Annotated in this window: 11 protein-coding genes and 1 pseudogene; 8 read left to right on the top strand and 4 right to left on the bottom strand. The window is 68.9% G+C overall.

Translation table 11 applies throughout. The features are described 5' to 3' along the window. Positions 1 to 204: 204 nt before the first annotated feature. Both BLR99_RS15275 and BLR99_RS15270 read left to right on the top strand, forming a co-directional pair. Positions 205 to 2,064, top strand: a complete 1,860-nt coding sequence (locus BLR99_RS15275; protein ID WP_046059734.1) for a DEAD/DEAH box helicase — start codon at positions 205 to 207, stop codon at positions 2,062 to 2,064. 134 nt (positions 2,065 to 2,198) lie between these two features. Further along, positions 2,199 to 3,659 (top strand): sensor domain-containing diguanylate cyclase, encoded by a 1,461-nt coding sequence (locus BLR99_RS15270; protein ID WP_074687342.1) that lies wholly within the window; start codon positions 2,199 to 2,201, stop codon positions 3,657 to 3,659. A 66-nt stretch (positions 3,660 to 3,725) separates the two neighbouring features. Here BLR99_RS15270 and BLR99_RS15265 read toward each other — a convergent pair whose 3' ends face one another. From BLR99_RS15265 to rpoN, 4 genes are all read right to left on the bottom strand, one after another. Then, positions 3,726 to 4,958, bottom strand: coding sequence for a multidrug effflux MFS transporter (locus BLR99_RS15265; protein ID WP_017439143.1), 1,233 nt, complete (start codon positions 4,956 to 4,958; stop codon positions 3,726 to 3,728). Positions 4,959 to 5,083: 125 nt separating this feature from the next. After that, a complete protein-coding gene (locus BLR99_RS15260; RefSeq protein ID WP_046059732.1) occupies positions 5,084 to 5,587 on the bottom strand; it encodes a copper chaperone PCu(A)C in 504 nt (167 codons plus the stop codon). A gap of 75 nt (positions 5,588 to 5,662) precedes the next feature. After that, positions 5,663 to 6,049 (bottom strand): hypothetical protein, encoded by a 387-nt coding sequence (locus tag BLR99_RS15255; RefSeq protein WP_046059731.1) that lies wholly within the window; start codon positions 6,047 to 6,049, stop codon positions 5,663 to 5,665. Positions 6,050 to 6,118: 69 nt separating this feature from the next. Beyond that, on the bottom strand, positions 6,119 to 7,525 hold the full coding sequence (gene rpoN / locus BLR99_RS15250; protein ID WP_046059730.1) for an RNA polymerase factor sigma-54: 1,407 nt from the start codon (positions 7,523 to 7,525) through the stop codon (positions 6,119 to 6,121). Between the two features lie 253 nt (positions 7,526 to 7,778). Here rpoN and BLR99_RS15245 point away from each other — a divergent pair, with 253 nt between their 5' ends. From BLR99_RS15245 to BLR99_RS15220, 6 genes and pseudogenes are all read left to right on the top strand, one after another. Further along, positions 7,779 to 10,865: a hybrid sensor histidine kinase/response regulator gene (locus BLR99_RS15245; protein ID WP_116212405.1), complete on the top strand. Its 3,087-nt coding sequence runs from the start codon at positions 7,779 to 7,781 to the stop codon at positions 10,863 to 10,865. Between the two features lie 76 nt (positions 10,866 to 10,941). Next, a complete protein-coding gene (locus BLR99_RS15240; RefSeq protein WP_011795030.1) occupies positions 10,942 to 12,363 on the top strand; it encodes a sigma-54-dependent transcriptional regulator in 1,422 nt (473 codons plus the stop codon). 240 nt (positions 12,364 to 12,603) lie between these two features. After that, a complete protein-coding gene (locus tag BLR99_RS15235) occupies positions 12,604 to 12,888 on the top strand; it encodes a KGG domain-containing protein (RefSeq protein ID WP_011795031.1) in 285 nt (94 codons plus the stop codon). Positions 12,889 to 13,231: 343 nt separating this feature from the next. After that, on the top strand, positions 13,232 to 13,747 hold the full coding sequence (locus BLR99_RS15230; protein ID WP_011795032.1) for a type VI secretion system amidase effector protein Tae4: 516 nt from the start codon (positions 13,232 to 13,234) through the stop codon (positions 13,745 to 13,747). Further along, a complete protein-coding gene (locus BLR99_RS15225; protein ID WP_011795033.1) occupies positions 13,744 to 13,986 on the top strand; it encodes a hypothetical protein in 243 nt (80 codons plus the stop codon). The genes BLR99_RS15230 and BLR99_RS15225 overlap by 4 nt, the downstream gene beginning before the upstream one ends. Before the next feature lie 286 nt (positions 13,987 to 14,272). Continuing rightward, positions 14,273 to 14,496: pseudogene (locus BLR99_RS15220) on the top strand (transposase); the annotation flags it as partial.

The following is a 14,496-nucleotide window of genomic DNA, read 5'->3' as shown; positions in this document are numbered from 1 at the left end:
CGCGCGATTTGCGCATCTCCCCTTCACACCGGGCCGCGGACGGCGGCGAATCTTCCAGGTTCGCTGCATGATCTTCCGCACCAATGCTCACCTGCCCCGACACACCGGGCGCCGGTTCTGTTGAATGGTTGATGTTTTTTAACCATTGACGGAGCCCGCGCAGGCCTCTTTGCCTGCGTTCGTCTTCGTGTGAGAAACATAGACATGACCGACACTTTGCAAGTGCAGGGCGCTTTCGCGCCTGCAGATTCCTCTTCCGTGGCCGCAACCGAAGCAGCCGTGGCGCCTGAGGCCCTGGCCACGGACACGGCTGCTGACGCGGCTGCGCCCCAAGCCCCGGCGGCCCCCAACGGCTTCGTCGAACTGGGCCTCGCCCCCGAACTCGTGCAGGCCGTGGCCGACCTGGGCTACACCCAGCCCACGGGCGTGCAGGAACGCGCCATTCCCCTGGCCATGGGTGCCGGTGCCGACGCCGGCAAGTTCATCGACCTGATGGTGTCCAGCCAGACCGGCAGCGGCAAGACGGCGGCGTTCCTGCTGCCCGTGCTGCACACGCTGATCGGCCAGCAGGCCGCGGCCCAGGCGGCCGCCCGTGCTGAATACGAGGCGGCAGTGGCCGAAGCGGCTGCCCGCGGCGAGCCTGCTCCCAAGCGCGCCAAGCGCAAGGACCCGACCAACCCGCGCCATTTCAAGGCGGCCACCCCCGGCGCCCTGGTCCTGTGCCCCACCCGCGAACTCGCCCAGCAGGTGGCCCACGACGCGATCGAACTCGTGCGCCATTGCCGCGGCCTGCGCGTGGCGAACGTGGTGGGCGGCATTCCCTACCAGCTGCAGATCGCCAAGCTGCAGAACGCCGACCTCGTGGTGGCGACGCCCGGCCGCCTGCTGGACCTGCAGCGCTCGATGCAGATCAAGCTCGACCAGGTGCAGTTCCTGGTGGTGGACGAGGCCGACCGCATGCTGGACCTCGGCTTCTCCGACGACCTCGCCGAAATCAATGAACTCACCAGCCAGCGCAAGCAGACGATGATGTTCAGCGCGACCTTCGCGCCCCGCATCCAGCAGCTGGCGATGCGCGTCATGCATGACGGCGGCGCCTCGGTGAAGAAGGTGCAGATCGATTCCCCGCAGGAAAAGCACGCCAACATCAAGCAGGTGCTGTTCTGGGCCGACAACGCGCAGCACAAGCGCAAGATGCTGGACCACTGGCTGCGCGACACCTCCATCAACCAGGCGGTGGTGTTCGCCAGCACGCAGGTGGAGTGCGATGGCCTGGCCAACGACCTGCAGCAGGATGGCTTTTCCGCCGTGGCGCTGCACGGTGCCCTCAGCCAGGGCCTGCGCAACCGGCGCCTGATGGCGCTGCGCAATGGCCAGGTGCAGATCCTCGTGGCCACCGATGTGGCGGCCCGCGGCATCGACGTGCCGACCATCACCCACGTGTTCAACTTCGGCCTGCCGATGAAGGCCGAGGATTACACCCACCGCATCGGCCGCACGGGCCGCGCCGGCCGCGACGGCCTGGCGGTGACGTTCGCGGAGTTCCGCGATCGCCGCAAGATCTTCGACATCGAGGGCTACAGCAAGCAGCCGTTCAAGGCCGAAGTGATTCCGGGGCTGGAGCCCCAGCAGCGTCCTCCGCAGGCGCGCTCCGAGTTCGGCGGCCGCGGCCGTGACGGCGGCGGCTTCCGCGATCGCCGTTCCGCAGGTGGCGGCCGGGGTGGATTCGGCGACCGCCATGGCCGCGGCCGCGATGACGGCCGGGGCTTTGCTCCCCGGGACGATCAGCGCGGTTTCGCACCCCGTGAGGATCAGCGGGGCTTTGCTCCGCGCGATGACCAGCGTGGCTTCGGCCCGCGCCGCGACGGCGAGGGCTATGGCCGCAAGCAGGGCTTCGGCGAGCCGGCGCGTGGCGGCTTCGGCGGCGGCCGTGGCGAGGGCGGTGGCCGGGGCGGTGATTTCGCTCCCCGCAAGCCGGCTTTCGCCAAACCCGGGGCGGGTGGCGGCAAGCCGTCGTTCGCGCCGCACGATGCGCGCAAGCGCCCGGCGCGTCCGGCGCGCTGAGGTCCGCATGACCGCAAAGGCCAGCCCTCGAGGCTGGCTTTTTTTCGTCCATGCCACGGCGTGGGGCTTGCCGGACGCGGGTGCGTCCGATAATTCATCTCCCCAGGGCCCATACGCACGGAGTTCTCCGAAAAATGACCTTTCCTCCCTCGTCGGAGAACGATTTTGAACACATGTTCGACCTGGCCCCGGTGTCGCTGTGGCTGGAGGACTTCAGCGCGTTGAAGTCGCTGCTCGACGCCTGGCGCAGCGAGGGAGTGGTGGATGCCGAGGCCTACGTGCGGGAGGACCCCGCGCGGATGCAGCAGTACGGCGCGAGCCTGAAGGTGCTCCAGGTGAACCGGCGCACGCTGGAGCTGTTCGCGGCGCCCGACCAAGCCACGCTGCTGGCTTCGCTGGACCAGGTGTTCCGCGGCGACATGTTCGAGCAGGCGATCTCCGAGCTGCGGCAACTGTGGTCCGGTTCGCTGGAGTTCTCCAACCAGACGGTCAATTACGCGCTCGACGGCCGCCGTCTCGATGTGCACATCCGCGGCCGCATCCTGCCGGGCCATGAGGACCGCTGGGACCGCGTGCTGATTTCGCTCGAGGACAACACCGAGCAGATCCGCTCCGGCACGGCATTGCTGCGCAGCGAGCAATACGCGCGCGGCCTGTTCGAGCATTCGCCGGTATCGCTGTGGGTGGAGGACTTCAGCTGCGTCAAGCGCCTGCTCGACGACGTGCGCGCGCAGGGCATCCGCGACTTCAAGACGTTCCTGAAGGTGCATCCGGAGTTCGTCACGCGCTGCATGCAGGAGATCCGCGTCATCGACGTGAACCAGCAGACGCTGGAGATGTTCGGCGCCGACAGCAAGGAGCAACTGCTCCAGCAGATCGGCAAGGTGTTCCGCGGGGAGATGGCCGAGTCCTTCGCCGAGCAGCTGCTCGACCTGTGGGACGGCCGGCTGGCGCAGCAGCGCGAGGTCGTGAACTACAGCCTCTCGGGCGAGCCGGTGTATATCCACATGCAGTTCGCCGTGCTGGACGAACGCAGGCATGACTGGTCCATGGTGCTGCTGTCGCTGGTGGACATCACGGCGCGCAAGAAGGCGGAGGCCTATCTGGAGTACCTCGGCAAGCACGATGTGCTCACCCAGTTGCGTAATCGCGCCTTCTACATGGAGGAAATGAACCGGCTCGTCCGCAAGGGCCCCTGGCCGGTGGCGGTGGTGGTGGATATGAACGGGCTCAAGGCCATCAACGACGAGTACGGCCATGCGGCCGGCGATGCGATGATGCGACGCGTGGGCGAGGTGCTCCTCAAGGCGGTGGACTCCCCGGACTGCGCCGCGCGCATCGGCGGCGATGAATTCGCCCTGCTGCTGCCGGCCTGCGACGAGCGCGGCGCACAGGCCGTCACCGACCGGATCGCATCGCTGCTGGAGCTCAACAACCAGTTCTATCCCGGCAAGCCGCTGAGCCTGGCGATCGGGACCGCCATCGCGGCCACGGGCGACCAGGTCGAGGGGGCCGTGCACCGCGCCGACCAGGCCATGTACGCGGAGAAGCTGCGCTACTACCAGCAGGCCGGGCTGGAGCGCCGCCGCAGCTGACGCGGGCACCTCCGGCCGCGAGCATGGGCGCACGAAGCTGCCACGGTGCGGCAGGCCGCGCCTGCTTCAGGCGGCGGTGGCCACGCGGCCGATGTCCGGCCAGCGGTGGTGCAGATAGACCCAGGCCACCAGGCCCACGCACATCATCGCCAGCGACGCGCAGGCCAGCAGCAGGGTGGAGTGCATCACCAGCGGGGCCACCACGCCCGCCACCAGGCCGTTGGCGGTGGAGCCGACGAAGGCCTGCAGCGACGAGGCCATGCCGCGGCGCTCGGGGTACAGGTCCAGCACGAGCAGGGTGACGACCGGCACCATCAGCGCCCATCCGAAGGCGAAGACCGCGATGGGCAGCAGCGCCCACGAGACGTGGGCCGTGAACAGTGCATTGGCCGCCAGGTTCAGCAGGGACATGATGAACATGATGAGGAAGCCGTGCCGTATCTGGCGCTTGGGCGCGATGCGGCCGGCCAGGCGGCCGCTGAGCCAGGCGCCGCCCATGATGCCCGAGATGGTCAGTATGAAGAACCAGAAGAAGTGCGTGGGCGAAAGGTGCAGGTGCTCGCCGAGGAAGGCGGGGGCCGCGAGCACGTAGAGGAACATGCCGTTGAACGGCACGCCGCTGGCGAGCGCCAGCAGCAGGAAGCGCGGGCTGGAGCCCAGCTGCCAGTAGCCCTGCAGCAGGTGGCGGGCGTTGAAGGGCTGGCGGTGGTCCGCATGCAGCGTCTCGGGCAGCAGGCGGTAGTTGGCGATCCAGAGCAGCAGCCCCACGCCGGTGAGGAACCAGAACACGCTGTGCCAGCCCGCATGGACGAATAGCCAGCCGCCCACGATGGGGGCGATGGCCGGCGCCACGCCGAAATAGATGGTGACCTGGCTCATCACCTGCTGGGCCTGGGCGGGCGGGAACATGTCGCGGATCACCGCCCGCGAAACCACGATGCCCGCGCCGGCCGACAGGCCCTGCAGCGCGCGGAACAGCACCAGCTGGCCGATGCTTTGCGACAGTGCGCAGCCCGCGGAAGCCAGCGTGAACACGGCGATGCCCCAGAGCACCACCGGCCTGCGCCCGAAGCTGTCGGACAGGGCACCGTGGAACAGCGTCATGAACGCGAAGCCGAACAGGTAGGCCGACAGCGTCTGCTGCATCTCGACCGGCGTGGCGCCCAGCGCCGCCGCGATGCCCGAGAACGCCGGTATGTAGGTATCGATCGAGAACGGCCCCAGCATGCCCAGCACGGCCAGCAGGACGGCGAGGGTCCAGCGCGGGGCGCGCCAGAGATGGTGGGCGTCTGGATTCATGGCGGAAGCAGGGGGGATGGGGGCTGTCGGGCCGGCCCGCGCACGGTGCGGAGCACCGGCAGGCGGGCGATTTCCATTATCGGGGCGCCGCCGCAGGCCCGGGGCCGGCCTGCGTCTCCCGGGCGTCAGTGCTGGTGCGCGCCATGGCCCGCATGGGCGGGGGCGTCCTGCGCCGGGGCATTGTTCCCGGTCGTGCCCAGGGCGCGCACGGGAGCCTGCACGTCCACCGTCTGGCGCTGGCCGTCCGGGCCTTCCAGCACGAGCTGCAGGGGCACGGTATCGCCCGCCTTCACCGGCTTGGCCAGGTCCATGAGCATGACGTGGTAGCCGCCGGGCTTGAGTTCCACGGCCTGGCCCGCCGGAAGGTCGAGCTTGTCCACGGGCCGCATTTTCATGACGTTGTCCTGCAGCCGCATTTCGTGGATTTCCGCCACGGGGGCCGCGGGGGACTTCACGCCGACGAGCTTCATCGGCCTGGCGGCGGTGATCTTCATGAAGGCGCCGGTCGCCTTTTGCTGGGGCACGGTGGCCCGGACCCAGGCGTCCTGGACGGTGGCGGTCTGGCCGTGCGCGGACAGGCTGGACAGGGTGGCGATGGCGATCAGGGAAGAGGAAAGAATGCGTTTCATGGATGATGTCCGTTCAGAGGGGGCGCAGCGCAGCGCCCGGATGGGAAGCCTGCAGGGCAGGGGGGCTGGAGCGCGTCAGGCTCCGGAGCGCATGCATCCAGGCGGCCCCCTGGCCGGCAGATGTCCGGCGGCAGGGCAGGCGGGATGCGGGTTCTGCCGGCCGGCGGGGCGTGCCGCGGGCAGGAAGTCGTGCTGGAATGCACCGGCCACCACCGTGGGCGGGGGCAGTCCCGTGGGCAGGCATGCGGGGCAATCCAGCGCATGGGCGTGCGGTTGCGGTGCCGGCTCGCCAGGGGCCGCCGCGGGCACGGTGACCCATCGCGCGGAGCCGTCCGCCGAGCAGATGCGGTCCAGGGGGGCGGCGGAGAGCACCAGCGGGGACGCGCCCGACGCGGCGATCGCCCACAGAAAGCAGGCGAGCACGAATCGGCGGACGGCGAGGGCGCTGCGGAGGAACGGCATGGTGCGCCGGTGATTATGGGCCGTCCCCGCTGCCGGGGGCCCCTTGCGGCCGCGGAGGCGCCTGCAGCTTCAGGGACGCGCCGCGGCACGCTGCTCTGCGGGCGGAATGCGCAGTTGCTGCCGGTACTTGGTCACCGTGCGGCGCGCGATGCGGATACCCTGGCGCTCGAGCTGCCGTGCGATGTCCACGTCGGAGAGCGGCCGCTGGCCGTCGTCCGCCGCCAGGATTTCCTGCACGAGCCCGCGGATGGCGGTGGGCGAACTGTCCCGCCCTGCCGGCGTGGTCATGGCGCGGGAGAAGAAGTACTTCAGTTCGAACAAGCCGAACGGCGTCTGCAGGTACTTGTTGTTCGTCACCCGCGATACGGTGGAGACATGCACCCCCAATTCTTCCGCGATGTCCTTGAGCGCCAGCGGTCGCATGCCGATGGGGCCGTATTCCAGGAAGTGGGGCTGCCGGCGCAGGATCGCCCTGGCGACATCCAGCACGGTGGAAAAGCGCTGCTGCACATGGCGGACGGTCCAGCGCGCCTCGGCCAGTTGCGCCGCCAGATCGCGGTGCGCGTTGCGCGCTCCGGTGTCTTCCGGAGCGGGCGCCGGCCCGTCCGGCGCATCGGCCGGCGACTGAAGCAACTGCTGGTACTGGCGATGGATGCGCACGCGCGGCATGACGGCCTCGTTCAGCGAGACGGTCCACTGCCCGCGGGCCTTGTGCGCGATGACATCGGGCATGATGTACTGCACCGGCTGGGACCCGTGCCGCCATCCCGGGTGGGGGTCGAGGTGCCGCAGCCGCTCCATTGCCTCGCGCACGGCATGCGCGGGTACATCCAGGCGTGCCGCCAGCTGCCGCATGGCCTGCGGCCCGGACCCTTCCGCCGCCCTGGCCAGTACCGCATCGCACAGCGCACGCTGCAGCGGGCAGGCGACTGCGGGCAGCTGCAGGCGCAGGCATTCCTGCAGGTCGCGCGCACCCACGCCCGCGGGCTCCAGGGACTGCACGGTGCGCAGCGCGGCGTCCAGCTCCTCGGCCGTGGCCTCCGGCTCCACGCCGTAGTCCCTGCAGAGGGAGTCCAGGGAGGCCAGCAGGTAGCCGTCATCGGACAACTCTTCGACCACCAGGCTCGCCAGGAGAAAGGCGCGGTCGGGCAGGCGCAGCAGGCGCAACTGCGAGTGCAGGTGTTCCTGCAGCGTGGCCGTCGCCGGTTCGCGGTCCAGCATGGACAGGCCGTCGCCGCTGCCGGCCTGGGGCGACCGGGAGCCCGGTGCCGCGGTCCAGGCCGGCCCCTCTTCCGGGCCGGGGGCAGCAGGTGCCGCCGCCTCGTCTTCCTCGAGGAACGGGTTCTCGTCCACGGCAGCCATCACGCTCTGGATGAACTCCGCCGTCGGCATCTGCAGCAATTGCACAGCCTTCTGGAGGCGGGGCGAAAGGTGCGGGGTCTGGGTCTGTCGGGCTCCAAGAGCGAGTGTCGGCATCGGACGAAAGGTTCCTCGGGCAGGCCAGCCATGTGTGGCCTTCCAATGCTTCGTGCAAACACCATGCCGCCTTTGTCCGACAGTGTACGTATGGATACCTTTGCAACAATCCGGCAGACCGCCAAGCGAACTCCTGTAACTGTGGACGGCCGGCGGGGAGCGCGGATTGCAATGCGGTTGCGCAGATGCGGTGAACGCGCCGTCCTGGCGCCGGACGCTGCTGCGGGACGGTATTAATTGCGGAAACTATTGCATGGCCCAACACACCGAATCATCGCTTCCGCCCTCCGGCCCCGACGTGGATGCGGACATCATGGAAGCGCGGAGGGACTCCGGACGGACCCGGGGGCTGCCCGGCTGGTCCGAGCGTGCCTGGCCCTCCGCGTCGCTGCGGACCTATCTGGTGGCGATGATCCTGGCCGCGACGCTGCCCATCGCCCTGCTGCTGACCTACAAGGTTTCGGCGGACCTCGTGCAGGCGCGCAGCCGCCTGCAGTCCGTGCTGGGCCACAGCGCGGCCGGACTGGCGCAGACCGTGACGCTGGACATGGCCTCCACAGTCGATGCGCTGCTGGCGCTGGAGCGCACGGATGCGCTGCGGTCCGGCCAGCCCTCCGCGCTCGAGCGCTGGCTGCGCCAGCGGCCGCCCATGAAGCCCCAGTGGCACAGCGTGTTCCTCGCGACGGCCGACGGACGCATCGTGTTCGACACCGCCCGGCCTGAGGGCGATCCTGCGCAGGACGCGGCCATCGAGGCGCTGGCGCGCAAAGCCTCGTCGGAGCAACGCGCGGCGCTTTCGGAGTCCGCCCCCGTGGACTCCGCCCGGGCCGAGGTGGCGCTGGTCGTGCCGGTGCGCCTCGCGGGCGCGGATGGCCATGTGCTCGGCGCGCGCATGGATGCGCACGCATGGCAGCGGCTGCTGTCCACTTCCGCCCCGCCGGAGGGGGGCTTCATCGCGCTGGTGGATGCCCGCCAGAACGTCGTGGCCGCGGCGGGCCATCTGGCCCGTGGCCGGCAGCTCCTGCCCACGGGGGTGGACCGCGTGCAGGCCCGCATGGGCGATGACGGCATCGCCGAGCCCGCGGTGGCCGCATGGCGGCCCGTCGCGCATTACGGCTGGCAGGTGAGCGTGGGCGCGCCCGCGGTGCCCATCGAGGCGGCGGAGCGCGCCACCGTGCTGTCCGCGATCGCCACCATGGGAGCCTGCCTGGTGCTGGGCGTGGCGCTGGCGTTCCTGCTGGCATGGCGCATCGCCCAGCCGCTGCAGATGCTGGCGCGGGCCCAGCGCCTGCCGCCTTCCATGCGCATTCCCGTGCGGGAGATCGCCCTGCTGCGCGATGCGCTCTGGACCGCGCAGCGGCGCGATGCCACCACGCGGCAGCGGCTGCAGGCCAAGGCCGCGGAATTCGAGGCCCTGTTCGAGAACACGCCCATCGGGCTGGCATTCGCCGATGGGGCGCATTGCGGCCATGTGGTGCTCAATCCCGTGATGCGGGGCCTGTTGGGCGTGGCGGATGACGAGGATAGCCGGGAGACGCCGGCCCGGATCTTTCGCGGCGGAAAGGAACTCGCGCCTGAGGAGCAGCCCTTGATGCTGGCATGCCGCCTGGCGCAGCCCGTCGGGCCCATGGAGCTGGAGATCCGCGTGCCGGGGCGCGCACCCATGTCGGTCGTGGCGAGCGCCGTGCCGCTGCTCGACGAGCAGGGAAGGCCGCGCGGCGCCCTGAGCGCGGTGACGGACATCACCGAACTGCTGCAGGTGATGGCGCTCTGGCTGGCCGCGGACCGCAAGCGGCAGGAAAAGCAGAGCCTGATCGACCTGGCCTGCGAGGCGGGCTACGTGGGATTCTTCGAGTACCGTTTCCGCCCGTCGGAACTCGTCTGGACCGCGGGGCAGGAGGGGCTTTTCGGGCGCGATCCCGCGGCCCCTCCGCCGGATGGCAGGGCGCCGCCCCCGGGGCTCAGGGCCTGGAGCGCCCTCGTGCATGCGGACGATCGCGCGAGGCTGCGGCGATCCCTGGCCCGGGCCCTGCGCACCCGCAGCGCCAGGGCGCAACTGGAATACCGCATCGCCGCCGCGCCCGACGAGGCGCCCCGCTGGCTGTCCAGCCGGCTGCTGCTGCGCTACGGGACCGGCGGGCGCCCGGAACAGGTCGTGGGTATCACGGTGGACGTCACCGAGCAGAAGAACGCGGAGCGCCGACGCGCGCTGCAGTCCGAGCAGGAGCAGGCGGCACGCCGGCAGGCGGAAGCGGCCAGCCGTGCCAAGGACGAGTTCCTGACCATGTTGAGCCATGAGCTGCGCAATCCGCTGGCGGCCATCGCGGCGGCGTCCGACGTGCTTTCCACCGGTGCGGGCGGGGCCGAGACGACCAGCCAGGCCCTGGGCATCATCCAGCGGCAGACCCAGCACCTGGCCAGCATGATGCGCGACCTGCTGGACGTCAGCCGCGTGCTGCGCGGCAGCGCCGTGCTCGCGCGCCGGCCCACCGACCTGGCCGAGCGGGTGCGCAGCGTGCGCGAGTCGCTGTACGTCGGCGGCACGATGCAGCGTCACGCCTGGACGTTCGACCTGCAGCCGGCGTGGATCAACGGCGACGCGACGCGCATCGAGCAGGTGATCGTGAACCTGCTGCAGAACGCCATCAAGTACACGCCCGAGGGCCGCAGCATCGACGTGAGCGTGGCCTGCTCCGGCGACGAGGCCGTGCTGAGCGTGGCGGACGGAGGGGACGGCATCGACGAGGATCTGCTGCCGCACATCTTCGATCTGTTCCGCCAGGGCGAGCGCATGCTGGACCGGCAGGACGGCGGGCTCGGGGTGGGCCTGACGCTGGTGCAGCACCTGGTGGAGCAGCACGGCGGCACCATCGACGTCGCGACCTCCGCAGAAGGAACCGTGTTCACGGTGCGCTGGCCGCGCGTGGCGCCCGGCAGCGCTGCCGCCGCGCCATCGGATGCCGTGGCCGGGCGCCCGCGCGGCCCGTCGCGGCGGATCGTCGTGGTGGAGGACAATGCGGACATGCTGCGCTCCGTGAATGCCTACCTGCTCGGCAGGGGGCACACGGTCCGCACGGCCGAGGACGGGCTCGACGGGCTGGTCCTGATCATCGCGGAGCGGCCCGACGTGGCCATCGTCGATATCGGGCTGCCGGGAGTGGACGGGTACGAGGTCGCGCTGCGCGCACGCGCGGCAGGTTATGCCGGCCGGATGGTGGCCGTGTCGGGCTACGGCCAGGCGCAGGACATTTCCAAGGCGCGGAAAGCCGGTTTTGACGAGTACCTTGTCAAACCGATCACGATGGAACAATTACAAAACGCAATGGACCGCATGCCTTGACGGGTGCAGAGTCCACACGCATCTGTATTGGCGCGGTGCACGGACGGCCGCACTGCGGCAAGCATCTGGAGGACTCATGGGTTTGGCTCTGATCGTGGACGATGACGCCGATGCGGCGGACATGCTGGCGGCGCTGTGCAGCGCCGAGGGCTATCACGCCGCCACGGCGCATACGCTGGAGGCAGCGCGCAAGAAGATGGTGCTGCAGCCGCCGGACGTGGTGCTGCTCGACCTGCACCTGCCGGACGGCAACGGCCTGTCGTTCATGAACGAGCAATCGCTGCGTTCCAACACGCAGGTGGTGCTGGTCACGGGGCACGCGACGCTGGAGACGTCGATCCAGGCGCTGCGCCTCGGCGCGGCCGACTACCTCGTGAAGCCCGTGAGCCTGCCGCAGTTGCGCGGCGTGCTGTCGCGCGTGATGCCTCCCGCGGCGATCGCCGCGGAGATCGAATCCTGGCGCAAGACGGTGGACGATACCGGCCGGTTCGGCCACCTGGTGGGGCGCTCGGCCTGCATGCGGCGGGTGTACGAGCAGATCGCGCGCGTGGCCGGAACCTCGGTCACGGTGTTCGTGACCGGCGACAGCGGGACCGGCAAGGAGCTCGTGGCGCGCACGGTGCACGACCTGAGCCGCCGGCGTTCGCAGCCCTTCCTGGCCATCAACTGCGGGGCGATATCGCCGCAGCTGATGGAGAGCGAGATCTTCGGCCACGAGAAGGGCAGCTTCACGGGCGCGGAGCGGCAGCACCAGGGGTTCTTCGAGCGCGCGCACGGGGGCACGCTGTTCCTGGACGAGGTCACCGAAATGCCCATGGAGCTGCAGGTCAAGCTGCTGCGGGTGCTGGAAACCGGCACCTTCATGCGCGTGGGCTCCACGGTGGAGCGGGCCACCGACGTGCGCATCGTGGCCGCGACCAACCGCGATCCCCTGTCCGCCGTGGCTGGCGGGGCCCTGCGCGAGGACCTGTTCTACCGGCTCAACGTGTTCCCGATCGAGTTGCCGCCGCTGCGCGAGCGCGCCGAGGACATCGGGCTGCTGAGTGCCCATTTCCTGGCGGCGATCGGGCAGAAGGAAGGCCGCCCCAAGCGGCTGGAGCCCGCCGCCCTCGAGCGCCTGGAACGCTACCGCTGGCCGGGCAACGTGCGCGAACTGCGCAACGTGATGCAGCGTGCCTACGTGATGGCGGAGGGCGATGTGATCACGGCGCACTGGCTTCCGACCAACGGCGCCGAAGCCGATGCCGCGGCCGTTCCCGAAGGCCGGGCAGCGCGCGCGCCCGTGGAGGACAACGGTGCCGAATCCGCGGGCCAGTTGCGGGTGGACGTGGGCACCTCGATCGCGGACGTGGAGCAGCAGCTCATCCTGCGCACACTGCGGCACTTCGACAACCACAAGGAGCGCGCCGCGGCGGCCCTCGGCGTGAGCCTCAAGACCCTCTACAACAAGCTCAAGGCCTACGAGAGCACGGCTGCGGACTCCTCCTCCACGCGCTGAACGCGCAGGTCGCGACCGGTCCCGGCCTTCAGGGCACGCCGATTGCCCTGTATCTTTTGCCTGGCCGCCCCGCCAGGCGCGCCCCTCTTGAGCCCGCCACCAAGGCGGGCTCTTTTTTTGCCGGGTGCGGCGCCCGCACCGTCGGGCATGCCGATTGCCCTGAGTCATTGCGTAGGCCCGGCCGCTGCGGCGCCGGACTGCAAATTCCATCCATTTCCATTTTGTTGAGAGGAGCGGTACATGGCCAATGACCCAACGAACGAACGCGACACGGGCAAGCAAGCACAGGCGGAAGAGGCGCTGAAGCAGGGAGCCCGCCGTGCCGGTCCGGCCCGGCGGGGGTTCGCGGGCATGGACCCGGCCCGCCAGCGCGAGATCGCGTCCCTGGGCGGGCGCGCGGCCCACGCCAGCGGCAACGCCCACCAGTTCACGTCGGAAGAAGCCCGCGAGGCTGGCCGCAAGAGCCATCGCAAGTCCGCGGCATCCAGCGGCGCTGGCGCTAGCGCAGGCGCTGCCTCGTCCTGAGGTGTGCGTGCCGGTGCCGGCATCGCCGGCTCCGGGGGCATCCGGGCCCGCCTTCATGGCGGGCTTTTTTCATGGGCGAAGGCTGTATGTCGGAAAGGATTTCTTGCCGTAAAAACGCCTCGAAAGGCTGCCGTGATGGGTGGACAGACTTGCGGGCAGGGAGTGGCGCATGCCGAAGGGTGGAAAGTCGCAAGCTTCTGCGCTGTTTCCAAACCCAACAATTCACAGTCTGCTGCGTAAGAATTTGGTAAGGAATGACCGCGGTAATACCGAGTGCTGGCGGGAGGCCAGCCCATCGCAAAGGTCATGCTCCACGCCTTTTGCTCATTCCGCAGACAAGCAAATGCCAAACTTCCAAGACATCTGGAAAAACCATCCCAATGTGCGAGGCGATGCGCCACTGCTGGACAAAGCAGCCTACGAAAACCAATGTGCCATCAACTTCTCCGCCGCGCTCATGCGTACCGGCGTGGACTTCCGCACGTTCCGCGGCGCATGGTCCTGGCAACAAGGCGCCACGAAATACCCCATCCGAGCGCAAGAGGTGGCCAATTGGGTGGCGGCCGGCGGGACGCGCCTGCCGATCAGTATCGAAAAGTTCACTGGCGCACAGGCATTCGGCCGTGCGGAGGGCAGCGCCGGCATGAAAAACCGTACCGGTTTGGTGTTCTTCCAGAACTACTGGGGCCCTGGCATGCAGGGGGACCACATCGACCTTTGGAATGGTAGCCGGCTAACCGATCGCGGCTCGTGGCTACGCATCCATGCGCGCATTGGCAGTTTCGGGATCCACAGCATCCTGAGCGACGTTTCGGATATGGAAAAAGCCCAGGCGGTATGGTTCTGGCAACTCGCATGAAAGCCATACTCCACATCATTGCCGGGGTGATCCTGGGCGTGCTTCTCGGCGTGCTTGCTTCTGCGGCGTTCAGCCGCGTCTTCGGCGCCGGCTATCCCCTGAGCGAAGAGCGGTCCAACATCCTGGCCGCCGTGTTTGTGTTCGTGGTGCTCCCAGCTTCCGCACTCGTCGGTGCGCTGGTCGGCTATGCGCTGCATCGGCGGCGCGCGCGCAGTGCTCGGTCTGCGTCGCCCTCATGACGGCGAACTGATGTGGATCAGGCCTGCGGCGAAGTCCTCAACTCTGGCTGCGCGCGCCTGCAAAGCCATTGCTGGAAAAGGTGTTCGTAGGAATGCGGGAGACTGGGACTCGTCTCATAAGACATCACATTCGAGCCCGAATGACAAAAGACGGTGCTACATTTACGATAGCGCCATCCTTTTCAGCTCTGCGGCTTTATTGGGGGTAGATCTTGAGTTATTTGAAAACTTGACCTACGGCTTAAGAGCGGCTAACAGCACCGTCTGAGGCTTGTGCAGAGCCGTTATGCTTGGCGCCCTCATGGCAAGAAGACCCGTCAGCAAAGAACTGCGGCGACAGCTACAACCCTTCATCCCAGCCTTCGTACGGCCAAAGGCGGAGCGCGCAAGCGCACCGTGAGCGATGAGGCGGCCTTCAATGGCATCCTGTTCGTGCTGCACACCGGCATCGCCTGGGAAGACCTACCGCAGTCCCTGGGCTATGGCAGCGGCATGACCTGCTGGCGGCGG

Source organism: Paracidovorax citrulli, assembly GCF_900100305.1.
GTDB classification, from domain to species: Bacteria; Pseudomonadota; Gammaproteobacteria; order Burkholderiales; family Burkholderiaceae_C; genus Paracidovorax; species Paracidovorax citrulli.
The sequence above is the reverse complement of the archived record's forward strand: the minus strand, read 5'-3'. Positions and strand labels throughout refer to the sequence as shown.

Coding starts and splice junctions, on each gene's coding strand:
- BLR99_RS15225 (WP_011795033.1), top strand. CDS start 13,744: ATGAAAGCCATACTCCACATCATTGCCGGGGTGATCCTGGGCGTGCTT.
- BLR99_RS15275 (WP_046059734.1), top strand. CDS start 205: ATGACCGACACTTTGCAAGTGCAGGGCGCTTTCGCGCCTGCAGATTCC.
- BLR99_RS15260 (WP_046059732.1), bottom strand. CDS start 5,587: ATGAAACGCATTCTTTCCTCTTCCCTGATCGCCATCGCCACCCTGTCC.
- BLR99_RS15245 (WP_116212405.1), top strand. CDS start 7,779: ATGGCCCAACACACCGAATCATCGCTTCCGCCCTCCGGCCCCGACGTG.
- BLR99_RS15230 (WP_011795032.1), top strand. CDS start 13,232: ATGCCAAACTTCCAAGACATCTGGAAAAACCATCCCAATGTGCGAGGC.
- BLR99_RS15255 (WP_046059731.1), bottom strand. CDS start 6,049: ATGCCGTTCCTCCGCAGCGCCCTCGCCGTCCGCCGATTCGTGCTCGCC.
- BLR99_RS15270 (WP_074687342.1), top strand. CDS start 2,199: ATGACCTTTCCTCCCTCGTCGGAGAACGATTTTGAACACATGTTCGAC.
- BLR99_RS15265 (WP_017439143.1), bottom strand. CDS start 4,958: ATGAATCCAGACGCCCACCATCTCTGGCGCGCCCCGCGCTGGACCCTC.
- BLR99_RS15235 (WP_011795031.1), top strand. CDS start 12,604: ATGGCCAATGACCCAACGAACGAACGCGACACGGGCAAGCAAGCACAG.
- rpoN (WP_046059730.1), bottom strand. CDS start 7,525: ATGCCGACACTCGCTCTTGGAGCCCGACAGACCCAGACCCCGCACCTT.
- BLR99_RS15240 (WP_011795030.1), top strand. CDS start 10,942: ATGGGTTTGGCTCTGATCGTGGACGATGACGCCGATGCGGCGGACATG.